We start from the raw sequence: 21,933 nt of genomic DNA, 5'->3' as shown, positions 1-21,933 counted from the left end.
GCTAATGTTAGCAGTATAGTGGCAATTGAAAGCGCCACAAAACCAACTACATCAACCGGGTCAACGCGGTAACGACGCAGACTAGTCGTACGCAGGTTTAGCCGCGCCACGCCAACACGTGCTGCTGTGCATATTCGCTGAAACCAGTGCGCGTGTAGAGGTTTACCGCCGGGTGATTTTCATGGTCCACCGAAAGCAATAGCTCAGAGGCTCCGGCCTGCTGAGCGAGCGCCAAGGCATGATTGAGAATATGCCCACCCAGGCCGTGGCCTCGCCATTTAGGTACCAATCCCATCAACATCAGTTCCCAGCGGTTAATCTCGCGGCGCGGCGCCAATAGTAAAGCGCCAATGGGCGACGGCGATTCTGCCACGTAAAGCGCATACCAATGCGCGGGCGCGGATGTATCTTGCTGATAGAATCCAGCTGATAGATCATCGACCGATAATATGTCGCGCAATAAACGGCAATCCAAGGAGCCGTGCCCCACCGCTGTTAATAACGCATGCTGCTGCGCGGGGCTAAGCTGGTCCCATGGTACCCAGCGCAGCCTTGTGTCGGAAGCTGTGGTAGGAAAACGCTGATTCACTGTGGCTTTTAAACAGCGTAGCGATACAAGCGGTTGCATCCCATGGCCGAGCAATTGTGCTCGCTGATGAGTAGCGTCCGGCGATAGCTCGATGTGACACAGCGTTAAACGCTGCGCTACCACCCATTGCCGGGCCGTCTCGATCAACGCATTTATGTGATCACCTTCGACGTTGGGCAGCCACAGTTGCGCCATATTCAACGGTAGCCGCTGCACCCAAATAACCCCGTTGATATGCCCATCAACCTGACTCACCCATAAGCTCTGCCATGCCGTTTCCGGACCACCCAACATGGGCTTTAGCGCCTTAGTCAGTGCTTTTTGACCATCCGGCGATTGCGCCTTCGCCAGATGCAAAAGCGCCTCGCGACGTAGGTTCGGTGGGCATAGGGTAATCTTAAAAGTATCGGTCATAGACGCCGCTGCTGTTGTGATCCATGGTATTCATTGTGCTATTAATGCTCCGCCTGTTTATAAAGTGCAGGCAATCCACCCCTTCCTTTCATCTAAATAGGTGAGCTCACCCAGGGACGTAATCTCTCATCATGCGCATTCTACTGGTAGAGGACGATGCAAGTTTGGCGTCCGGAATACGCTTGGCGCTTAAGCCTGAAGGGTACACGGTTGACCATCTCAGCGATGGAGTGAGTGCCCGTTCAACACTGCTGGAAGGTGTTCCCTTCGATGCCGTAATACTCGATCTGGGGCTACCCCGCCTGGATGGCATCGCCGTACTCAAAGCCGTTCGCCTTCAAGGTAGCCAAATACCGATCCTTGTGCTGACCGCCCGGGATGCGATTAATGAGCGCATAGCTGGTTTGGATGCAGGTGCCGACGATTATTTAATCAAACCATTTGATGTCACCGAACTCACCGCCCGCCTTCGAGCGCTACTTCGGCGCAGCCAAGGTCAAACCAGCACGCTGTTGGAGTGCCAAGGGGTACTGCTTAATCCAATCACCCTCAAGGTGAGTTATCAAGGCCAAGAGGTCGCGCTTTCGCGCCGCGAACTGACATTATTACAGGAATTTATGAGCCATCCTGGGCGTGTTTTCACTCGTGATACCCTAGCCCAGTTGGTGTATGGATGGGATGAAGATGTCGAAAGTAATGCCATTGAAGTCCATATTCATCACTTGAGGCGCAAGTTTTCCCCCCATGTCATACGCACAGTGCGTGGCATTGGTTACGTGATGGATAAATCCGGATGAGCTCGATTCGATACCGCACCCTCACATTGGTGCTGCTGGTCTTCGGCCTCAGCACACTGGTGATTGGCATGATTAGCTATCATTATGCCGCGCATCAAATAAGCGAGCTTTCCGATGCCCGGCTTGCGCAACATGCGCGCTTTCTCGAAGGAATGATTCAATCACCTGAACTGAGTGACCAGCGTAGCGAGGTGCTGAGCAATCTTGAAAATGCGTTAAAGCGTTCTGAACCAGCCGATTCTTTCAACGGACACCGCTACTCAAGCCAGCTTGCCTTTAAACTATGGGAAGAAGATCAGCTATTGCTAAGCTCTTCTGATGCCCCTGATATAAAACCCAGCCAGCAAACCACTGGCTATTCTGACCTCACTATTGATCAGCAGGCATGGCGGATTTATGGCCTGAATAACGCAAATACGGATCAGCGGATTATCGTTGGTGAGCGCGAAAATACCCGTGGGGAACTGATTCGTTCGGTCGCCCTACGTACCTTATTACCCGAGCTTATAGGGTTACCCATGGTGGCCTTACTGTTGTGGTGGTGCATCGGCTGGGGGCTCGCGCCGTTGTCGCGAATGGCCGAGCAGACACGCGCTCGCGGGCCGCATAACCTTCAGCCCGTGTCACTCACATCACTCCCCCAAGAGTTAACGCCGATTGCCGGCGCATTAAATCAATTGCTGGAGCGTATCCGTCAGATACGCATACGCGAAGAACGTTTTATTGCCGATGCCGCCCACGAATTACGCACCCCGCTCGCCGTGTTGGATCTGCATGCGCAAAATGCGTTAAGCACCGATAGCCGTGAAGATCGTGAAGAGGCGCTTAATCACCTCCGCGATGGCGTTACCCGCGCCACCCGTGTGGTCAGCCAGTTGCTTGCACTGGCCCGTTTAGCGCCTGAAACCGAGCTACAACGCCACTACCGCCCATCCAACTTGCTCACCGAGGCGCGTGAAACCCTCGCCGAACTCTCGCCCCTGGCCGCAGAGCGCCAACAGCAGGTGACCTTGCATGCCGACGAATCGCTGGACTGGCATATGCAAACAGAGCCCGGTGCCGTTGAAACCGTGTTGCAAAATATTGTGGGTAATGCTTTTCAGCACACACCCAATAATGGCGTTATCGATATCGCTTTAAGCGCAACCACTCACCACGTCACACTCTGTGTGGATGATCAGGGCCCGGGTATCCCGGAACAGGCTTACTCACGGGTGAGAGAGCGTTTCCAACGTGCCGGGCCCGGCGCTGGAGCAGGTTTAGGGTTATCCATTGTTGACCGCGTCGTTAAGCGCCATAACGGCGAATTCACCATGACAAACGCTCCCCAGGGCGGCTTACGTGTTCGTATTACGCTTCAACGCTTCCCTTCTCAATCCTTCTCTTAGCAGCTCTTAAGGTTGCCATAAGAATTCCGTGCAAATGTGAAGTAACCAAAGAACGTATTTTGTTATTTATTACCTCACTTAACGCAGGCATTCTGATGAACCAAATGACATTTTCACCCAAACCCTTAATTCAATTAGGGTCGACCCCGTCGCTGGTCGTACCGAAAAAGCAGCCATTATCGCCGAGTAGCCCTGCCACGAGTGTTCTGACCGATTTTAGCCAAGTACTTCCCCAGTGGATTGAGGTAGATACGCCGGTTGATCAGGCTCATCAAAAAATGCGCTACGCGGGGGTGCGGTTGCTGTTTGTTATGGATAGCCATGACCACTGCATTGGCGTGATCACGGCTAAAGAATTAATTGGCAAAAGACGCATCAACATTGCCATGCAGCAACGCCAATTAAGCCGAGAAGACGTGACGGTCGAAATGGTCATGACACCCTGGCATAAGTTAAGCGCTATGCCATTTAACCAGCTGTCATCGCTTAGCATTGAGGATTTAGTGCTGTCGATGGAAAGCTTTACGGATCAACACTTGCTGATTATCGAGCATAATGATCGCCACGAGCCCAGCATTCGCGGCATTATTTCAGCAACCGATATTCAAGCGGCCATTGGTAAGGCAATCACTAGCATACCGATGGCGCAAAGCTTTGCTGATATTTGTAAGGTCGTGACCGGGCACGATATTTGATTAATCGTCTCATTTTATCCCGCCCGCTCGTCGATACGAGCGGGCGGTTGCGTTTCTGAGGCTAAAAAAGCCCTGCATTTAACCAAACATGGGTCAAAATACTGGCGATATAGCCCAGCATAATGGCCGGTGCCCAACGCAGATGTCGGGCAAAGGTATAGATGCCCCGGGCCTGCCCCATGAGCGCAACACCCGCGGCAGAGCCCATCGATAGTAAACTGCCCCCAACGCCCGCCGTTAGCGTAATTAGTAGCCAATTACCTGTAGACATATCAGGCTCCATCGAGAGCACCGCAAACATTACCGGGATGTTATCCACCACCGCTGAAATCAGCCCCAGCACCACGTTGGCCCACACTGGGTTCCAACTGCCGTAAAGCGTTTCCGAGAGCAGACCAAGATAGCCGATGAAACCTAAACCACCCACACACATCACCACACCGTAGAAAAATAGCAGTGTGTCCCACTCGGAACGGGCAATCCGACTAAAGATATCGAAGGGGACCACACCGCCCAGCTGTTCGAGTTTTTTCCAATCGCCGCGGCGTGAATAGCGTTCACGCTTGCGTTCAAGGGAGCGCGGCAAGCTGCGGCGCAGGTAATAGCCAAAGAACTGCAGCAGACCAAGGCCAAACATCATGCCCATGGCGGGGGGTAAATGCAGCACAGAGTGACAGAGAACGGATATCGCGACGGTGATTAAGAACAGCACGACGATACGCCGCGCACCGCGCTTGAGCCACACGCTTTCCGAAAGTGATTCCGGTTTTCGATTGCGGATAAAACAACTCATGATCACCGCGGGCACCATGAAATTCACAACCGCCGGCACAAACAGCTTGAAAAATTCGCCAAACGCCACTTGGCCAGCCTGCCAAACCATCAGCGTTGTGATATCGCCGAAGGGGCTGAAAGCGCCACCGGCATTGGCGGCCACCACCACGTTAATACAGCAAAGGCTGATAAAGCGGTCATCGCCTTCGGCCACTTTCAGTACCACGGCGCACATCAGCATCGCCGTGGTCATGTTGTTGGCAATCGACGAAATACCAAACGCTAAAACACCGGTAATCCAGAACAGGCTACGGTAGCTAAACCCCTTGCGTACCAGCCAGGCACGCAACGAATCAAACACCCGCCGTTCTTCCATGGCGTTGATATAGGTCATCGCCACCAGCAAAAACAGTAATAGTTCGGTGTACTCCAGCAGCGTTTCGCGAAACGCCGTTTCCGCTTCCTCGGGCAGCCCCGCCTGAACGTAAACCCAAGCCACCAATGCCCAAATCAAACCAGCGGCGACCAATACCGGCTTTGACTTGCGCATGTGCAACAGCTCTTCGGCCATCACTAATGCATAAGCGAGCACGAAAATAGCCACGCAAAGGATACCTGCGACGGAGCGGGTCAGATCGAGAGATCCGGCAGCGGCATAAGACAAAGAAGGAACAGCGAGACAGCAAAATGCAAACAACAGGCACATCGCTCGGCGGCTATAGCGCCCAGCGATGTGGTAATCGGGTGGTTTCATAGCGAAAAAATCCCTGCGGTAGATCGGAGGAAGGATAAACCGCCATAATAATAAGCTGCCTAATGGAATGTGGCAATGCAACATTGCCAACAACGGTTGACCACAGCCGACAAAAACGCCGAACTGTGGCCAAGGATCCTGTTTACTCTACCGTGACGCTTTTCGCCAGGTTGCGCGGCTGATCCACATCGGTGCCTTTAAGTACCGCTACGTGGTAACTCAGCAGTTGGAGCGGCAGCGTATACAGCAGCGGGGTCAGCGCTTCGTGGATATGCGGTAAGCGCAATACGCGAATGTCGTCGCGTTCTTCGATACCCACCTGCTCATCGGCAAACACAAACAGCTGCCCGCCGCGCGCGCGCACTTCCTGCAGGTTCGACTTAAGCTTTTCGAGCAGATCATCGTTAGGTGCCACCGAGATCACCGGCATATCGGCATCCACCAGCGCCAACGGTCCGTGCTTGAGCTCACCGGCGGGATAGGCTTCCGCATGGATATAGGAAATTTCTTTGAGCTTAAGCGCCCCCTCAAGGGCTACTGGGAAGTGAGCACCACGGCCCAAAAATAGGGCATGGTGTTTTTCGGCAAACGCCTCTGACAGTATTTCGATTGCCGGGTCTAGCGCCAGTACCTGCTGGCAAAGCGCGGGTAAGGTTTTTAACGCCGAGACAATATCAGCGTGATGATCATGACAGCCATGCACCCTGCTGATCGCCAGTGTCAGCAGCATTAGCCCAATAAGCTGGGTAGTAAAGGCTTTGGTCGAGGCAACCCCAATTTCGGGCCCTGCCCGGGTCATTAGGGTCACATCCGATTCACGCACTAACGAGCTGCCCGGTACGTTACAAATCGCCAACGTGCCAACGTAATTCAGTTGTTTTGCATAACGCAGTGCGGCCAGGGTATCGGCGGTTTCACCAGATTGGGAGAGCGTGACGAACAGCGTGCCCTCGGGTACCACGGGGTAACGGTAACGATACTCGGAGGCGACTTCTACCTGTACCGGAATGCCGGCGTAACGCTCCAACCAATAGCGAGCGACCAGGCCAGCGTGATAGCTGGTGCCACAGGCAATAATATGAATTTGCTTGGTGGATTGGAAAATGGCTGGGGCATCGGGACCAAAGCTTTCCACCAATACGTGATCGTCGCTTAAACGCCCTTCAAGCGCAGCCCGAATCACCTCGGGCTGCTCAAAGATTTCCTTGAGCATGAAATGGCGGTAGTCGCCTTTACTCGCCGCGCCATCGCCATGTTCAAACGTTTGGATCGGCCGTTCAACCGCTTTTCCATCGCGGTCGACGATACGAATAGCACCCTGCTCGCGCAGTTCGACCAGATCCCCCTCCTCCAGATAGATGAATCGGTCGGTTACCTGGAGAAGGGCCAGCGGATCAGAGGCTAAAAATGCTTCGCCAATCCCGACGCCCACCACCAGGGGACTACCCTGCCGTGCCCCGACAACTACGCCCGGGGCGTTGGCGCTCATCACACCCAGCGCATAAGCGCCGCCCAAGCCGTTAACGATCTGCTGGGTGGCATCAAATAAACTAAGCCCGCTATCCAGCTTCTCAGTTAGTAAGTGAGCAATAACTTCGGTATCGGTTTCTGAGGTAAAACGGTAGCCACTGGTTTGCAGCCGTTCTTTAATGGCTTCGTAATTTTCGATAATGCCATTGTGAACAACAGCAACCTGCTCACCGCTGTGGTGAGGATGGGCGTTGTCTTCGGAAGGCTTGCCGTGAGTGGCCCAGCGGGTATGGGCAATGCCTGCTTTACCGGGCAATCCGACTGCCTCCAGCTTGCTGGATAACGCCGCCACCTTGCCTACCGCCCGATGGCGCGTCAGCGCGCGCCCGTCGAACACCGTCATGCCCGCCGAGTCGTAGCCGCGGTATTCAAGACGTTTCAATCCTTCCAGTAAGATGCCCTGGACGTTGCGCTGGGCAACGGCGGCCACAATGCCACACATAACAGCTCTCCTGAGTTATTCATCCAATGCGCGGAAAAGGTAAACCGGCTAAATTGGAATATGAATACATCCTTTTAATGATTCTTAGCACTAGAGTCTGTGCTTCCGCGCGGACGTTGCCAATCGCTTTTCTCTAATTGGCGCCCTCGCGACACGGCCAGGGCGTGATCGCTGACGTCCTTGGCGATGGTGGAACCAGCCCCCACCGTGGCCCCTTCCCCAATGCTCACCGGCGCCACCAAGGCGGTATTAGAGCCGATAAAGGCATGATCACCAATCGCTGTGTGATGCTTGTTCGCGCCATCGTAATTGCAGGTGATCGTGCCCGCGCCCACATTGACGCCACGTCCAAGACTGGCATCACCTACGTAACTCAAATGATTGATTTTGCTGCCTTCACCCACATCAACGTTTTTCGTCTCAACAAAGTTGCCGACTTTTGCCTTAACCGCTAAACGAGTACCGGGTCGTAGCCGTGCAAAGGGCCCAATCTGGTTAAGCCCGGCGGCTACGGTGGTGTCGATAACGCTGTGGGAATCCACTACGCTTTCTGCGCCGATGGTGCTATTTTTAATCACGCAATAAGGGCCAATGCGCACACCCTCGCCTAACTCAACCTCGCCTTCAAACACGCAGCCCACGTCGATAAACACATCATGACCGCAGGTAAGCTTGCCACGTACATCAAGCCGAGCCGGGTCCGCTAATGCAACGCCCTGGGCCATCAGTTTTTCGGCCACTCGGGCTTGATAGGCTCGCTCCAAGCGCGCCATTTGAGCACGGTTATTTACCCCTTCGACCTCAATGGTAGTGGCAGGTTGAGCGGTAGACACTTTAACGCCCTCACTTGCCGCCATGGCAATTACATCGGTGAGGTAGTATTCACCCTGGGCGTTATCTGCCGAAAGCTGGGGCATCCAGCGTTTCAATTGTTCACTGGTCATCGCCATCATTCCAGTGTTGCACTCAGTAATGGCAAGCTGTTCCTCAGTAGCATCTTTCTGTTCGACAATCGCCACCGCCTCGCCTTGTGTATTGCGCACAATGCGACCATAGCCGTTGGGATCATCCAATGTGACGGTTAACAGCCCCATTTGCTGGTCATCCACCTGCGCCAGCAAGGCCGCCAGCGACTCGCGGTGAATTAACGGTACGTCACCGTACAGCAACAACACCTTGCCGCTGCCCAATTGCGGCAGCGCTTGGGCGACCGCATGACCCGTGCCTTTTTGCTCAGCCTGAACAGCAAATTGGACAGGATAATTAACCAGCGCCTCACGCAATTGCTCTGCACCGTGACCAATCACAACATGGGTGCGGGCGGGGCAAAGCCCAGCGGCCGTGTCGAGCACGTGCTGGACCATTGGTTTGCCAGCCAGCGTATGCAGCACCTTAGGCGTCTGAGAACGCATTCGGGTACCTTTACCGGCCGCGAGAATGACAATATCGAGTTCTTGCATGTTAATCACCTGTCGCGGTTTCACGATCGTCCGCGCGGGCAGACGCAATCTCTATGTCTAACGATTCGATGAGTTCATCACCAAAATGCTGAGCAAAGCCAGGGCTCGCTACACTTCGCCATTTATCCCCCTCGCGGATCAGCATCAGAACATTCAAATCATGCTCACTAGCCAAATCCATGCCTTCTTCATCGCCCGCCACCATTAGCGCGGTCGCCCAACCATCGGCCCAGGCGTTAGAGGGATGAAAGACCGAGACCGATGCTAAGTCGTGGGTAATCGGCTTGCCATTACGCGGATCAATGGTGTGCGAATAGCGCTTTCCATCGGCTTCAAAATAGTGCCGATAATCGCCTGATGTGGCCACCGAAATCGAATCAAGCGGCAGGACATGTTCGGCGCGCTGCTCACCATTCTCAGGCACCTCAATGCCGATGCGCCACGCCGTTTGCTCATCTATATTGCGATAGCCGCGGGTAATCAAATCACCGCCAAGATTGACCAGGTAGTGCTCTATTCCCTGTTGATCCAAGTATGCAGCGACGCGGTCGGTGGCATACCCTTTGGCGATGGCCGAAAGATCGACAAACACATCCCGGGTTCGCCGGGCTTCAAGCGCTTGCGGGTCGAGGTCTATAGCATCAAAGCCCACCCGCCCCAGCCGTTCGTCAAGCTCTTGATCGGAAGGCACTTCTTCAGGGCGAGCCTCGGGACCAAAGCTCCACAGGTTGACCAAATCGCCAATGGTAATATCGAAGGCGCCATCGCTTGCCTCGGCAATCGACTGACTAATCGCCATCACGTCAATCAGCCCGTCGGATAACGGTTGCCATTCGCCTAGCGGCGCTTGGTTGAAGGCCATTAGTTCGGCATCGTCGCGGTAGGTGGACATGGACTGGTCAACGCTTTCCAGTTCCTCTTCGATACCCGCTTCAAGCTCGTTGACCTGCCCTTGAGTAAGCGGATCCGCCATGGTGACTTGATAGAAGGTGCCAAATATATTGCCTTCTAGTTTGACTGGCGATTCCAGCGGGCGGTCCTCTTCTGAACAGCCCGTCAATGCTATCAGCAGTAGCACGATCAACCCGTAATAGCTTTGCAAAGAACACCCTTGCTGCATCGTAGTTACCCCACCCTAACCATGAAAAAACCATAGCAGCCAAATGCCAAAAAGCACGCGATATAACACGAAGGGTTGCATCCCCAACCGTTTGATCAGCGCCAGGAAAAAATGAATACACGCATACGCGCTTAACCCCGAAAGCAGCGTCCCGGCTAGCATCGCCGAACCATCAACTGGATTGGGTTGGCCAATGAGCTCTATTGCCTCTAGGCCGCCAGCCAACACAATCACCGGAATAGACAGCAGAAAGGAAAAACGCGCCGCGCCCTCGCGGCTCATCCCCAGCATCAGCGCAGCGGTCATGGTAATGCCCGAGCGCGATGTGCCGGGAATCAATGCCAATACCTGAGCCGCGCCAATCAACAGGGCATCTCTGAAAGTCAATTGATACTCGCTACGCGACCCGCGTTTTTGCCAATCAGCGTAGCCCAGCCAAAGGCCGAAAAATACCAGGCTCAAGCCGATAATCAGCGTAGACCGCATATGTTCTGCCACCACATCGCGCATTAAAAATCCCACCGCGCAGACTGGCAGCGTGGCGAGGATAACCCAGACGGCCAAGCGCGCATCGCGGTCGATGCGTTGGCCTTTCAGGGCGGCGAGACAACTCGACACCATCTGCCATAGTTCGTGGCGAAAATAGACGACCACCGCCGAAAGACTGCCCAAATGCAGCGCCACATCAAAGGCCAGCCCCTGATCTTCCCATTCGGTGAGCACAGGCACCAAAATCAAATGGGCAGAGCTGGATACCGGCAGAAATTCAGACACCCCCTGAACCAGTGCTAATACCACGATCTGAAGCCAATCCATTGCTATTCCTCATTTACTCCCGGTTGAGGGGATACATCGGCGATTAAGGATACACATCCCGGGCAAACTTGTCCGCCGTTAGCATTTGTGGCTAATAAAAACCGGTTCAATCAAGGACTATAGAGCGCGTAGGTGAGTGCGCTACAATGGGGCCTACTATTAGCTAGTGTGCGTCCCTACAAGGTACCTCATGACTCAAAGCGTCGACTCATCGGTTGTCCAAGACCCGCAGCTGCAAACCCACGAGGCAAAGCGCGTCACGTATATTGGCGCGTGGCTGGATGCGTTATTGGGCGTCATAAAACTACTGATAGGCTTTTGGGTAGGGTCCGCTGCGTTAATCGCCGATGCCGTCCATTCCTTTTCGGATTTGGTCACCGATGGTTTTGTTTTAACGGCGATTCATTACGGCCGTCAAGCGCCTGATGAAGACCACCAGTACGGTCACGGACGCATTGAAACTCTCACCACACTGTTGCTCGGCAGTGTTCTGATCTTCGTCGCGGGGGGGATTGCCTGGTCAAGCTTGGATCGGCTGTTTAGTGGTGCGCACGTTTCCGCCCCCGGGCTGATCGCTATCCTGGTTACCATTGTCGCCTTATTCGCTAAGGAATGGATTTTCCGCTACACCATGCAAGTCGCCAAGCGGGTTGGCTCTAAGTTGCTTGAGGCGAATGCTTGGCACTCGCGCAGCGATGCGCTCTCCACTGCGGTGGTATTAATTGCCCTGCTCGGTGCCCAGTTTGGCCTAGGCTGGTTAGATGCGGTTGCCGCCATCATTGTCGGTTTACTGGTCGGTAAAGTTGGTTGGGATTTGCTGTGGGAATCTGCCCGCGAGCTGGTCGACACTGCGCTTCCCGAAGATGCCCAACAGCAAATGCACGACGTTGCATGCGCCGTACCTGGGGTGGACAGCGTGCACGACCTGCGCACCCGTCAGTCCGCTGGCTGGGTAATGGTCGATTTACATATTGTGGTCGGCCCCAAGATTACCGTCTCGGAGGCCCACGAAATTGGCAATGAGGTGAGCCGCCGCCTGCGCCATCAGTTCCCGGCGTTAACCGATGTCATCTTCCATATTGACCCGGAAGACGACGCTGGTGAAGGCGACCCAAGCCGTTTGCCCGGCTTACCGTTGCGCCCAGAAGTAGAGGCAGAACTCGATGCGCGATGGTACAGACATCCGGTTTGGCGAACGCTTAGCGAGCTACAGCTGCATTACTTGGACGATAAAATATCGGTGTCGTTGATCATTGGCGATGCCGTCCATCAGCCGCCCCAATGCCTCGCCAGCCAACTAAAAGCGCTAGCCAGTGATATCGAATGGTTAGGGCACGTGGAAGTCATGTTTATTACCCGCGCTGCCAGCCACACCATGCAGTAAATTACGGCTAGCTTACACAGGGGCCAAGACGGCTGTGGCAATGCTGAAATAAATTAGTACGCCTGACGCATCAATCAGCGTTGTCACTAGCGGTGCCGACGCCGTCGCAGGGTCCACCTTAAAGCGTTCCAGCACGAACGGCAGGCACATGCCGATTAAGCTGCCAAAAAGCACGATAGTCACCATGCTGAACGCAACAATAATGGCCACCGCCTCGCCGCCGCGGAAAATCCCAATCGGGGTGACCGCAATTGCCATGGTGATGCCGAGAGCGCCAGCCACCAACAGTTCCCGCCCGAGCATTTTCCCCCAGTCTTTTACGCCGACATCGCCGGTCGCCATACCACGCACCATCAAGGTAGCTGCCTGAGCACCCGCATTACCGCCACTGCCAATCAACAACGGCAGAAAGAATACCAGGGCGACCTGAGCCGCAATGGTGTCTTCGAAATAGGCAATCCCCGCGCCGGAAAATAGATTGGCAAACACCAGCAGTACCAGCCAGAACACCCGTTTGCGATAAAGGCTCCATAGCGGCACGCGACTTACACCATCTTCCAACTGGCCGATGGACATCCCCTTGTGGATATCTTCGGTGGCTTCCGATTCTGCTACGTCCATGGCGTCATCGTGGGTCACAATACCCACCATCCGGCCATCGGCATCTAACACCGGCAGTGCCAACAGGTCATAACGCGCCACAATTTTGGCAACTTCTTCCTGTTCTTCATCCACGGGGGTGCTGATCACGTCCTTGATCATGATGTCGTCGACCAGCGCTCCGGGGCGCGCGACCATCAGCTGTCGCAGCGACATGGTGCCAATCAGTTGACCTTCGCTGTCCAGCACATAGAGCTGGTAGACAGTTTCTGCGTCAGGAGCGGTCTGGCGCACGCGCATCATGGCCTGAGACACCGTCATGCCGCTGGCAATGGCCACGTAGTCCGAGGTCATGATGGCCCCGGCGGTACCCTCTTCGTAGCTGGCCAAGCGCTTAAGGTCTTCCCGCTCCTGGTGGGCCATGCGCCGCAGCAGCGCTTCACGACGGTCTTCATCAAGCAGGTTGAATAGGTCAGCACGCTCATCGGAACCCATTTCTTCCAGCAGCTTGAGTACATGGGTATCCGAGAGCCCTCCTACTACCTCGAGCTGGCTTTCCCCCGGCAGATAGCCCAAGACATTGGCGGCGCGCTCGGTGGACAAAATATCGAGTAACGCTAACGCCTCGGCTAGCGCTTCCTCTTCTTCGATTAAATCTTCCAGGATTTCGCCGATATCCGCCGAGCGGATCTCGGACAAACGTTCGGCCAATAACGCGTTGTCTGGTGTATCCTTTTCAAGCTCGTCAAGCAGCTCGGCTTTTAGTGCTTGTAAGGTTTCATCGTTCAATGACATGGCATTCCCCTTTTCGCTGACGCGCTACACCGCCGACATTCCTTTTCGCCAGATTGCGTTTGCCATACTAGCAGACAAAAAAAACGCCCCTTAAACCCTATAGTGGGTTTAAGGAGCGTTATTGTGCACGCTAAGCGTGACGGTTAGCCTTTACCCGCTTTTTTGCGCAGTTGCTGAATCGTTCGCAGCTGGGCAACGGCTTCGGCAAGTTCCGCGGCAGCCCGGGTATAGTCGAGCTCCGAGGACTTGTCATTAAAGGCTTTCAGCGCTTGCTGACGCGCTTCTTCTGCCGCGGCCTCATTGAGGTCACTGGCACGCGAAGCAGCGTCGGCCAAGACGGTCACGAGGTTGGGCTGAACTTCCATGAAGCCACCCGTCACGAAGAAGTGTTCTTCTTCGCCGCCATCGTGAATCACCCGTACCGGCCCAGGCTTAAGTTCCGTCAACAGCGGAGCGTGTCCGGGTAAAATACCCAGATCGCCCGTGATGCCAGACGCAACCACCATCTCGACCGATCCCGAGTAGATGGACGCTTCAGCGCTGACGATATTGCAAGTGAAGCTATTCGCCATAGCGAATCCCCCTAATGGACGGGATTACTTCTTCATCTGGTTGGCTTTTTCGACCGCTTCGTCGATGGAGCCGACCATGTAGAAGGCCTGTTCCGGCAGTTCATCATACTCACCCGCGAGGATGCCCTGGAAGCCACTGATAGTGTCTTTCAGCGACACGTATTTACCCGGAGAACCGGTGAACACCTCGGCTACGAAGAACGGCTGCGACAAGAAGCGCTGGATTTTACGCGCACGAGCAACGGCCAGCTTATCTTCATCAGACAGCTCGTCCATACCCAAAATCGCGATAATATCCTTCAGTTCCTTGTAGCGCTGAAGCACGTTCTGCACACCGCGAGCCACGTTGTAGTGCTCTTCACCGACCACAAGCGGGTCCAACTGGCGCGAGGTGGAGTCCAGCGGGTCGATCGCCGGGTAGATACCCAGTTCGGCAATAGAACGTGCCAATACCACGGTGGCATCCAGGTGCGAGAAGGTGGTCGCCGGTGATGGATCGGTCAAGTCATCCGCCGGCACGTAGACGGCCTGTACGGAAGTGATCGAACCGGTTTTGGTCGAGGTGATACGTTCCTGCAGAACACCCATCTCTTCGGCGAGTGTCGGCTGATAACCTACCGCTGACGGCATACGACCCAACAGTGCGGATACTTCGGTACCGGCCAGGGTGTAGCGGTAGATGTTATCGACGAACAGCAGAACGTCGCGGCCTTCATCACGGAATTTTTCCGCAATGGTCAGGCCGGTCAGCGCTACGCGCAGACGGTTGCCGGGAGGCTCGTTCATCTGACCGTAAACCAGCGATACCTTATCGATAACGTTGGATTCGGTCATTTCATGATAAAAGTCATTACCCTCACGTGTACGCTCACCCACACCGGCAAATACTGAATAGCCGCTGTGCTCGGTGGCGATGTTACGGATAAGCTCCATCATGTTAACGGTTTTACCGACACCGGCACCGCCGAATAGGCCGACCTTACCGCCCTTAGCAAATGGGCAAACCAGGTCGATAACCTTAATACCGGTTTCCAGCAGCTCTTCAGACGCTGCTTGGTCGGCATAGCCAGGTGCCTTGCGGTGAATCGGCATGCGTTCTTCTTCGCCGATGTCGCCCGCTTCGTCGATGGGCTCGCCGAGCACGTTCATGATACGGCCCAGTGTGGCTTTACCCACCGGGACCGAAATTGCAGCACCTGTGCTGGTCACGTCCATGCCACGCTTTAAGCCCTCAGTGGAGCCCATGGCGATGGTGCGCACCACGCCGTCGCCCAGCTGCTGCTGGACTTCGAGGATGGTCTCTACATCAGAGACCTTCAGCGCGTCGTAGACCTTGGGCACAGAGTCCCGCGGAAACTCTACGTCAATCACCGCGCCGATGATTTGTACGATACGTCCGCTCATCTTGGTTCCTCTCAAAAACCTGCAAATGAAACCTGTCTGCCGGGAGCCGTCTTCAAAGATCAGCTTCCCTTGGCGTTATACGGCCGAAGCGCCGCCGACGATCTCGGAAATTTCCTGGGTAATGGCGGCCTGACGGGCCTTGTTATAAACCATTTCCAGATCGTCAATCAGATTGCCCGCGTTATCGGTAGCACTCTTCATGGCGATCATTCGGGCGGCCTGTTCGCACGCACCGTTTTCCACGACCGCCTGATACACCTGCGATTCAATGAAACGAACCAGCAGGCTATCCAACAACGCCTTAGCATCCGGCTCATACAGGTAGTCCCAGCTTCCGGGACGGGCGTTTTCTTCGTCTTGCTCAGCGTCTTCGCCAATGTTGGTCGACAGCGGAAGTAGCTGACGTACCACCGGGTGCTGAGTCATGGTGTTAACGAACTCGTTGTGCACCACATACAGACGGTCAATTCGGCCTTCATCGTACGCTTCGAGCATGACCTTAATACTGCCGATCAACCCTTCGACCGTCGGGGCCTCGCCTAATCCACTCTTGGCAGCAACCAGGTTGCCCCCGTAGTTGCGGAAAAAGCCGCTGGCCTTCGAGCCCAGGGCGCAGAAGTCCAGCCCAGCGCCTTCCTGATGCCAGGCCTTGGCATCTTTCACCACGGCCTTGAACAGGTTGTGGTTCAAACCGCCGCACAAACCGCGGTCAGTAGACACCACAATGTAACCGACCCGCTTCACCTCGCTCCGCTCAAGCATATAATCGTGCTTATACTCGGGGTTGGCGTCGGCAAGGTGGCTGACCACGTTGCGGATCTGCTTGGCGTAAGGCTGGCTAGCCTTCATCAGCTCTTGCGCTTTACGCATTTTCGACGCAGCCACCATTTCCATGGCACTGGTGATTTTCTGCGTATTTTTAATGCTCCCAATCTGGGTGCGTATCTCTTTTGCAGCTGCCATAGCGATCTACCTTTCGTTCGTGGCTCTCAGAAAGCATGCTAGCCCACCCGGCGGGCAGGCCGTGTGCATTACCAGCTCTGAGTCGCCTTGAACTTCTCGAGACCCGACTTCAAGCCGTCTTTAATCTCATCGTTGTAGTCGCCGGTCTGGTTGATCTTGTCGAGCAAATCGCTGTGCTCAGACTTCATGTAATCGTGCAAGGCACGCTCGAAGTCCAGCACTTTATTTACTTCGACGTCATCCAGATGACCTTCGTTGGCGGCATAAAGCGTAAGCGCCATCTCGGCTACTGACATCGGCGAGTATTGGTGTTGCTTCATCAGCTCGGTAACACGCTGACCGTGCTCAAGCTGCTTACGCGTGGCTTCATCAAGGTCAGACGCAAACTGCGAGAACGCTGCCAGTTCACGGTACTGAGCCAAGGCCAGACGTACACTACCGCCAAGCTTCTTGATGATTTTGGTCTGCGCCGAACCACCCACACGCGATACTGAAAGACCCGCGTTGATCGCCGGACGAATACCCGAGTTAAACAGGTTGGTTTCCAGGAAGATCTGACCATCGGTGATCGAGATCACGTTGGTCGGAACGAATGCGGAAACGTCACCACCCTGGGTTTCGATGATCGGCAGGGCGGTTAAGGAACCGGTCTTGCCTTTCACTTCGCCGTTGGTGAACTTCTCAACGTAGTCGACGTTGACGCGCGCAGCACGCTCAAGCAGACGTGAGTGGAGATAGAAGACGTCACCGGGATAGGCTTCACGGCCCGGCGGACGGCGCAACAGCAGCGATACCTGACGATAGGCAACGGCCTGCTTGGAAAGATCGTCATAAACGATCAGCGCGTCTTCGCCACGGTCGCGGAAATATTCGCCCATGGTGCAGCCAGAGTAGGCAGCGAGGAACTGCATGGGTGCCGGATCGGCAGCGCCAGCGGCCACAATGATGGTGTGATCCATGGCGCCGTGCTCTTCGAGCTTGCGCACCACGTTGGCAATGGTCGACTGCTTCTGACCAATGGCAACGTAAACACAGGTCACGCCCTTGCCTTTCTGGTTGATGATCGCATCAATGGCAATGGCGGATTTACCGATTTGGCGGTCACCGATGATCAGCTCGCGCTGGCCACGACCAATCGGCACCATGGAATCGATGGACTTCAAACCGGTTTGGATCGGCTCGTCAACGGATTGACGGGTAATAACGCCTGGCGCCACTTTCTCAACGGCGTCAGTCATTTTGGCGTTGATCTCGCCTTTACCGTCGATGGGATTACCCAAAGCGTCAACCACGCGTCCAATCAGCTCGGGGCCAACCGGTACTTCAAGGATGCGACCGGTACACTTAGCGGTCATGCCCTCTTCAAGTAACAGGTAGTCGCCCAGTACCACGGCACCCACGGAGTCACGCTCCAGGTTGAGTACCATGCCAAAGACACTGTTGGGAAATTCAATCATTTCACCAAACATCGCGTCTTCGAGGCCGTGAACTTTCACGATACCGTCGGAAACGCTGACGATGGTGCCCTGATTACGGGCTTCAGATGCGACGTCAAGCTTCTCAATTCGCTGCTTGATGATGTCGCTGATCTCGGAAGGATTCAGTTGCTGCATGCCATGTCCCTCAAACTCAAGCGGTTAGCGCTTCGGAAAGGCGGTTCAATCGACCACGTACCGACCCGTCGATGACGGTATCGCCAGCACGCAGGATGACACCGCCAATAAGCGATTTATCCACCTGAGTGGTAATGGAGATTTCGCGATTCAGACGTTTCTTGAGCGCGTTCGATAGCTTGGTTTTCTGCTTGCTATCAAGCTTATAGGCCGATGTTACCGTGACCTCTACCCGCTGTTCATGTTCGGCGCGCAGGCGCTCAAACTGATTAGCGATATACGGCAACGCATTAAGCCGACCTTCGTCTGCCAGAGTGTCCAGAAACCGCCGCAGGGCGTCGCCGCCGTCTTCTTCGGGTAACATACCCACTAGCAACTCGGCCTTTTGCTCAGCTTCTAACTTCGGACTGCTCAACAGCCGATGCACATCATTGTGGGTGACGGCTTGGCTCAATAATGCAAGCGCTTTTGACCAGCTATCCAGCGCCTCATGATCACGCGCATATTCAAACGCCGCCTTAGCGTAAGGACGAGCGACGGTCAGTAATTCCGCCATGATTCACCTCCTTACAGTTCGGCAGCAAGCTCATCAAGTAACTTGCGATGGGCTTTCTCGTCGACCGACGCTTCCAAAACTCGCTCAGCGCCAATAATGGCAAGGTGAGAGACTTGGGCACGAAGGTCCTCTTTAGCGCGGTTCACTTCTTGCTCGATCTCGGAACGAGCACTTGCCACCAGGCGCTCACCTTCAGCGCGGGCCTGATCGCGGGCTTCCTCAACGATCTGAGCAGAACGCTTGTTGGCCTGCTCGAGAATTTGAGACGCCTGTTCCTTGCTCTCACGCAGGGTTTGCTCAGCCTTCTCTTGGGCGACTTCGAGATCGCGAGAAGCACGGCTTGCTGCGTCCAGGCCATCAGCAATTTTTTTCTGGCGCTCATGGAGCGCGTTGCTGATCGGAGGCCACACATACTTTATGCAAAACCAGACAAAGATCGCGAAGGCGATCGTCTGTCCGATTAGCGTCATGTTGATATTCACAGGAATGTACCTCTGACAAGTTCGTGGCGACCGGAGTGAAACAAAACCGAGCGGACTAGCGCCCGGTTAGGCGTCATTAACCGGCAACAACGAAGATCAGGTACATTGCGATACCCACACCGATCATCGGTACCGCATCCAACAGACCCGCCATCAGGAAGGTTTTGGTTTGCAGTTGGTCGGCCATTTCCGGCTGACGGGCTGTCGATTCGATCAGTTTGCCACCCAGGATAGCAAAGCCTATGCCCGTACCCAGGGCACCCAGGCCAATCATAATCGAAGCGGCAATGTAGATAAGTTCCATGGTAAAGCTCCTAGTTTTTCACGTTAAAGGTCAAGGGTTGAGGTTAAGGGTTAATGTGTTGCAAGCATTGCTCGGGTTAGTGATGTTCGTGTGCTGCGCTCAGATACACCACAGATAGCACTGTGAAGATGAAAGCTTGTAGTACGACAATCAAAATATGAAAAATGGCCCATGGCACATCCAGCACCCAGATAGCCCAGAATGGCAGCATGGCGATCAAAATAAAGATGACTTCCCCGGCGAACATGTTACCGAATAGACGCATCGCCAAACTAAACGGTTTAACTAGCAAAGCGACAATTTCCAACAATAGATTGAAGGGAATCAACGCCCAATGATTAAACGGGGTGAGTGACAGCTCTTTAGCAAAACCACCGGCACCCTTTACCTTGAAGCTGTAGAAGAGGATCAACCCGAAAACGCCCAATGCCAATCCCAGCGTGGCGTTTACATCGGTAGTGGGTACAATTTTCATGTAGTCCACGCCAAGCTTACTGAACAACACAGGAAAATAGTCGACCGGGATAATCTTTAGAGTATTCATAAAGAGAATCCACACGAACAGTGTCAAGGCGAGGGGAGCGATGATTGGGTTATGCCCTTTGAAGGCTCCACTGATCATGTCCTCGACAAATTCAACCACCATTTCAACAGCATTTTGCAGACCACTAGGTACACCGGTGGTGGCCATTTTCCCCGCTTTGCGGAAAATCCAGATAAACAGCAAACCCATGGCAATCGACCAGCCCATGGTGTCTAGGTGAATCGCCCAAAAGCCCATTTCACTTGCTTCTTCCGCTGAATGGGCAAGCGACCAGCCATTCTCGGGGTGGTTGCCAAAGGTTAAGTTCTGCAAGTGGTGCTGGATATAGTAAGTCGATGAGACTTCGTTTCCTGCGGCCATAGACTTGTCACCTCAATAAGTTGCGCAGTTCTCTAGGCATTAGCCAAGGTGCTAACCAATGCATTAGAACAACCACGACATAAGCACTAAAAAATAAAGCGGGGTTTGAGGGGGGTACGGTAATGAAAACTGCTGCAAACAGTACCACCGTCAAACCAAACTTGCCTGCTTCGGCGCGAAATAGCCTGAGCGCGTTGCGCGACGCGGGGGCGCGCTTCTGGAAAATTGCCATCCGCTGGACAAAAAATACGTGGGGTATAAAAGCCACCAACGCCCCCAACGCCACTGATATTGCGCCGCTACTGTCGATCACTATCAGTGCTAGCAGCGTACCAACTGCTGCAACCAGCAGTTGAGCCACTATTAGCCGAATGACATACGCCTGCCGTCGTAACGTTTCCAATCGCTGCATGTCATTCTGGCCCATTTAAATACGTTCACAGGCATGAACATCCTTGGGCAGCCTGCACAAATCTTGCGCGATTATAGGGAAGGGCTATCACACCTTCAACCGAAGTTGCGCGTATTTCGCGCGTTCAAGCGGTGACTTGCGACCAAAGGTGGAAAAATTAGCCATCTTAACCGGATTATTAATAAGCTTGCTTATTAATAAATAATAAGTCTGCTATTTAATATGTCCCAAGATGCCATCTAGTTCTTCCAAACTGGTATAGCGAATGGTGACTTTACCTTTGCCTTTTTGGCCATGGTCGATGGATACCGGTGCACCAAGTAATTCACCCAGCTGTGTTTCTAAGCGTGTCACGTCAGAGGTTTTGGTCTGGCGCCGTGGCGTCGAAGAGGCTTCAGGCTGATTTTGAACCTTTTTAACTAACGCTTCAGTGGCGCGCACGGTAAGGTCGTTATTGACCACTTCGTGGGCCACTTGGCGTTGCTGAGCGCTATTCAGGGTTAGTAGCGCACGGGCATGCCCCATATCCAGATCACCACGCTCAAGCAGTGTTTGGACCTCGTTGTCCAACGCTAGTAGGCGCAGCAGGTTTGCGACCTGGGTACGTGATTTGCCTACCGCATCTGCCATCTGCTGCTGCGTTAATTCAAATTCATCGCCGAGCCGTTTGAGCGCCATGGCTTCTTCAATAGCATTGAGGTTTTCGCGCTGAATGTTTTCAATCAGCGCCAGCGCCAAGGCCACTTCATCGCTGACCTCGCGGATAACCGCCGGGATGACATCTAATTCAGCGAGTTGAGCTGCCCGCCAGCGGCGCTCGCCGGCCACAATCTCATAGCGGTTTTCGCCGATTGGACGCACAACAATGGGCTGCATAACCCCTTGTGCACGGATAGAGTCGGCTAACTCCTCCAGCGCTTCCGGCTGGATATCGCGACGCGGTTGGTACTTGCCCCGCGTTAACTGGCCAAGCGGTAAACGTTCGAGGCGCTCCTGGCTCTGTGGAGTGGCCGCTTCTGCAGTGGCATCACCCGACGGCGCTGGGGGTGAACCCGCAGCCAATTCAAGGCTGTCGCGGCGGCGGGCACCAGCACCAATCAGAGCATCCAAGCCACGTCCTAGTGCGGGTTTACGCGTCATGGGCATTCCCTCGTGATAAATAGAT

At 54.4% G+C, this 21,933-nt stretch carries 21 protein-coding genes; 4 read left to right on the top strand and 17 right to left on the bottom strand.

What is annotated here, in order from left to right; genetic code table 11:
• Positions 1-97 precede the first annotated feature (97 nt).
• Positions 98-1,003 carry a GNAT family N-acetyltransferase gene (locus GA0071314_RS18660; protein WP_074398152.1) on the bottom strand — a complete coding sequence of 302 codons (906 nt, stop codon included), beginning with the start codon at positions 1,001-1,003 and terminating at the stop codon, positions 98-100.
• A gap of 131 nt (positions 1,004-1,134) precedes the next feature.
• On the opposite strand from GA0071314_RS18660, the gene GA0071314_RS18655 reads away from it, so the two are divergent.
• From GA0071314_RS18655 to GA0071314_RS18645, 3 genes are all read left to right on the top strand, one after another.
• The gene (locus GA0071314_RS18655) at positions 1,135-1,800 is read left to right on the top strand and encodes a response regulator transcription factor (RefSeq protein ID WP_074398150.1); all 666 of its coding nucleotides are present in this window, start codon (positions 1,135-1,137) and stop codon (positions 1,798-1,800) included.
• Entirely contained in the window at positions 1,797-3,188 is a 1,392-nt protein-coding gene (locus tag GA0071314_RS18650; RefSeq protein ID WP_074398149.1) for an ATP-binding protein, read from the top strand. Before GA0071314_RS18655 ends, GA0071314_RS18650 begins: the two co-directional genes overlap by 4 nt.
• 95 nt (positions 3,189-3,283) lie before the next feature.
• The gene (locus GA0071314_RS18645; protein WP_074398593.1) at positions 3,284-3,883 is read left to right on the top strand and encodes a CBS domain-containing protein; all 600 of its coding nucleotides are present in this window, start codon (positions 3,284-3,286) and stop codon (positions 3,881-3,883) included.
• Positions 3,884-3,944: 61 nt separating this feature from the next.
• Here GA0071314_RS18645 and nhaD read toward each other — a convergent pair whose 3' ends face one another.
• The 5 genes from nhaD to GA0071314_RS18620 form a co-directional block, all read right to left on the bottom strand.
• Positions 3,945-5,411, bottom strand: a complete 1,467-nt coding sequence (gene nhaD / locus GA0071314_RS18640) for a sodium:proton antiporter NhaD (protein WP_074398147.1) — start codon at positions 5,409-5,411, stop codon at positions 3,945-3,947.
• 142 nt (positions 5,412-5,553) lie between these two features.
• Complete coding sequence (gene glmS / locus GA0071314_RS18635; RefSeq protein ID WP_074398145.1) at positions 5,554-7,383, bottom strand: glutamine--fructose-6-phosphate transaminase (isomerizing); 1,830 nt, start codon at positions 7,381-7,383, stop codon at positions 5,554-5,556.
• Positions 7,384-7,457: 74 nt separating this feature from the next.
• Positions 7,458-8,843: a bifunctional UDP-N-acetylglucosamine diphosphorylase/glucosamine-1-phosphate N-acetyltransferase GlmU gene (gene glmU / locus GA0071314_RS18630; protein ID WP_074398143.1), complete on the bottom strand. Its 1,386-nt coding sequence runs from the start codon at positions 8,841-8,843 to the stop codon at positions 7,458-7,460.
• A 1-nt stretch (position 8,844) separates the two neighbouring features.
• Positions 8,845-9,963 (bottom strand): FAD:protein FMN transferase, encoded by a 1,119-nt coding sequence (locus tag GA0071314_RS18625; RefSeq protein WP_074398142.1) that lies wholly within the window; start codon positions 9,961-9,963, stop codon positions 8,845-8,847.
• Positions 9,964-9,978: 15 nt separating this feature from the next.
• Positions 9,979-10,779 carry an undecaprenyl-diphosphate phosphatase gene (locus GA0071314_RS18620; protein ID WP_074398140.1) on the bottom strand — a complete coding sequence of 267 codons (801 nt, stop codon included), beginning with the start codon at positions 10,777-10,779 and terminating at the stop codon, positions 9,979-9,981.
• Between the two features lie 190 nt (positions 10,780-10,969).
• On the opposite strand from GA0071314_RS18620, the gene GA0071314_RS18615 reads away from it, so the two are divergent.
• The gene (locus GA0071314_RS18615) at positions 10,970-12,163 is read left to right on the top strand and encodes a cation diffusion facilitator family transporter (RefSeq protein WP_074398139.1); all 1,194 of its coding nucleotides are present in this window, start codon (positions 10,970-10,972) and stop codon (positions 12,161-12,163) included.
• 12 nt (positions 12,164-12,175) lie between these two features.
• Here GA0071314_RS18615 and mgtE read toward each other — a convergent pair whose 3' ends face one another.
• The 11 genes from mgtE to GA0071314_RS18560 all read right to left on the bottom strand — a co-directional run bounded on the left by mgtE (position 12,176) and on the right by GA0071314_RS18560 (position 21,908).
• The gene (gene mgtE, locus GA0071314_RS18610; RefSeq protein ID WP_074398138.1) at positions 12,176-13,558 is read right to left on the bottom strand and encodes a magnesium transporter; all 1,383 of its coding nucleotides are present in this window, start codon (positions 13,556-13,558) and stop codon (positions 12,176-12,178) included.
• 143 nt (positions 13,559-13,701) lie between these two features.
• Entirely contained in the window at positions 13,702-14,130 is a 429-nt protein-coding gene (locus GA0071314_RS18605; protein ID WP_074398136.1) for a F0F1 ATP synthase subunit epsilon, read from the bottom strand.
• A 24-nt stretch (positions 14,131-14,154) separates the two neighbouring features.
• Positions 14,155-15,534 carry a F0F1 ATP synthase subunit beta gene (gene atpD, locus GA0071314_RS18600; RefSeq protein WP_074398134.1) on the bottom strand — a complete coding sequence of 460 codons (1,380 nt, stop codon included), beginning with the start codon at positions 15,532-15,534 and terminating at the stop codon, positions 14,155-14,157.
• A gap of 75 nt (positions 15,535-15,609) precedes the next feature.
• Positions 15,610-16,497, bottom strand: coding sequence for a F0F1 ATP synthase subunit gamma (atpG, locus tag GA0071314_RS18595; RefSeq protein WP_074398132.1), 888 nt, complete (start codon positions 16,495-16,497; stop codon positions 15,610-15,612).
• A 68-nt stretch (positions 16,498-16,565) separates the two neighbouring features.
• A complete protein-coding gene (gene atpA, locus GA0071314_RS18590) occupies positions 16,566-18,110 on the bottom strand; it encodes a F0F1 ATP synthase subunit alpha (protein ID WP_074398130.1) in 1,545 nt (514 codons plus the stop codon).
• Positions 18,111-18,126: 16 nt separating this feature from the next.
• Positions 18,127-18,666, bottom strand: coding sequence for a F0F1 ATP synthase subunit delta (locus GA0071314_RS18585; protein WP_074398128.1), 540 nt, complete (start codon positions 18,664-18,666; stop codon positions 18,127-18,129).
• An 11-nt stretch (positions 18,667-18,677) separates the two neighbouring features.
• The gene (locus tag GA0071314_RS18580; protein WP_074398127.1) at positions 18,678-19,148 is read right to left on the bottom strand and encodes a F0F1 ATP synthase subunit B; all 471 of its coding nucleotides are present in this window, start codon (positions 19,146-19,148) and stop codon (positions 18,678-18,680) included.
• 76 nt (positions 19,149-19,224) lie between these two features.
• Positions 19,225-19,452, bottom strand: coding sequence for a F0F1 ATP synthase subunit C (gene atpE / locus GA0071314_RS18575; protein WP_074398125.1), 228 nt, complete (start codon positions 19,450-19,452; stop codon positions 19,225-19,227).
• 76 nt (positions 19,453-19,528) lie between these two features.
• Positions 19,529-20,356, bottom strand: coding sequence for a F0F1 ATP synthase subunit A (gene atpB, locus GA0071314_RS18570; RefSeq protein WP_074398123.1), 828 nt, complete (start codon positions 20,354-20,356; stop codon positions 19,529-19,531).
• A gap of 7 nt (positions 20,357-20,363) precedes the next feature.
• Positions 20,364-20,768, bottom strand: coding sequence for an ATP synthase subunit I (locus GA0071314_RS18565; protein ID WP_074398592.1), 405 nt, complete (start codon positions 20,766-20,768; stop codon positions 20,364-20,366).
• A 213-nt stretch (positions 20,769-20,981) separates the two neighbouring features.
• Positions 20,982-21,908 carry a ParB/RepB/Spo0J family partition protein gene (locus GA0071314_RS18560; RefSeq protein WP_074398121.1) on the bottom strand — a complete coding sequence of 309 codons (927 nt, stop codon included), beginning with the start codon at positions 21,906-21,908 and terminating at the stop codon, positions 20,982-20,984.
• Positions 21,909-21,933 lie beyond the last annotated feature (25 nt).

The organism is Halomonas sp. HL-93, assembly GCF_900086985.1.
In the GTDB taxonomy this organism is placed as follows: domain Bacteria; phylum Pseudomonadota; class Gammaproteobacteria; order Pseudomonadales; family Halomonadaceae; genus Vreelandella.
Note: the sequence above shows the minus strand (reverse complement) of the source record. Positions and strands in the feature narration are given on the sequence as shown.

What these genes read in the sequence shown, in the direction of transcription:
- atpG (WP_074398132.1), bottom strand. Translation starts at nt 16,497, where the DNA reads ATGGCAGCTGCAAAAGAGATACGCACCCAGATTGGGAGCATTAAAAAT.
- GA0071314_RS18625 (WP_074398142.1), bottom strand. Translation starts at nt 9,963, where the DNA reads ATGCAGCAAGGGTGTTCTTTGCAAAGCTATTACGGGTTGATCGTGCTA.
- GA0071314_RS18565 (WP_074398592.1), bottom strand. Translation starts at nt 20,768, where the DNA reads ATGCAGCGATTGGAAACGTTACGACGGCAGGCGTATGTCATTCGGCTA.
- nhaD (WP_074398147.1), bottom strand. Translation starts at nt 5,411, where the DNA reads ATGAAACCACCCGATTACCACATCGCTGGGCGCTATAGCCGCCGAGCG.
- atpE (WP_074398125.1), bottom strand. Translation starts at nt 19,452, where the DNA reads ATGGAACTTATCTACATTGCCGCTTCGATTATGATTGGCCTGGGTGCC.
- mgtE (WP_074398138.1), bottom strand. Translation starts at nt 13,558, where the DNA reads ATGTCATTGAACGATGAAACCTTACAAGCACTAAAAGCCGAGCTGCTT.
- glmS (WP_074398145.1), bottom strand. Translation starts at nt 7,383, where the DNA reads ATGTGTGGCATTGTGGCCGCCGTTGCCCAGCGCAACGTCCAGGGCATC.
- atpA (WP_074398130.1), bottom strand. Translation starts at nt 18,110, where the DNA reads ATGCAGCAACTGAATCCTTCCGAGATCAGCGACATCATCAAGCAGCGA.
- GA0071314_RS18560 (WP_074398121.1), bottom strand. Translation starts at nt 21,908, where the DNA reads ATGACGCGTAAACCCGCACTAGGACGTGGCTTGGATGCTCTGATTGGT.
- atpD (WP_074398134.1), bottom strand. Translation starts at nt 15,534, where the DNA reads ATGAGCGGACGTATCGTACAAATCATCGGCGCGGTGATTGACGTAGAG.
- glmU (WP_074398143.1), bottom strand. Translation starts at nt 8,843, where the DNA reads ATGCAAGAACTCGATATTGTCATTCTCGCGGCCGGTAAAGGTACCCGA.
- GA0071314_RS18615 (WP_074398139.1), top strand. Translation starts at nt 10,970, where the DNA reads ATGACTCAAAGCGTCGACTCATCGGTTGTCCAAGACCCGCAGCTGCAA.
- GA0071314_RS18650 (WP_074398149.1), top strand. Translation starts at nt 1,797, where the DNA reads ATGAGCTCGATTCGATACCGCACCCTCACATTGGTGCTGCTGGTCTTC.
- GA0071314_RS18605 (WP_074398136.1), bottom strand. Translation starts at nt 14,130, where the DNA reads ATGGCGAATAGCTTCACTTGCAATATCGTCAGCGCTGAAGCGTCCATC.
- GA0071314_RS18585 (WP_074398128.1), bottom strand. Translation starts at nt 18,666, where the DNA reads ATGGCGGAATTACTGACCGTCGCTCGTCCTTACGCTAAGGCGGCGTTT.
- atpB (WP_074398123.1), bottom strand. Translation starts at nt 20,356, where the DNA reads ATGGCCGCAGGAAACGAAGTCTCATCGACTTACTATATCCAGCACCAC.
- GA0071314_RS18655 (WP_074398150.1), top strand. Translation starts at nt 1,135, where the DNA reads ATGCGCATTCTACTGGTAGAGGACGATGCAAGTTTGGCGTCCGGAATA.
- GA0071314_RS18660 (WP_074398152.1), bottom strand. Translation starts at nt 1,003, where the DNA reads ATGACCGATACTTTTAAGATTACCCTATGCCCACCGAACCTACGTCGC.
- GA0071314_RS18645 (WP_074398593.1), top strand. Translation starts at nt 3,284, where the DNA reads ATGAACCAAATGACATTTTCACCCAAACCCTTAATTCAATTAGGGTCG.
- GA0071314_RS18620 (WP_074398140.1), bottom strand. Translation starts at nt 10,779, where the DNA reads ATGGATTGGCTTCAGATCGTGGTATTAGCACTGGTTCAGGGGGTGTCT.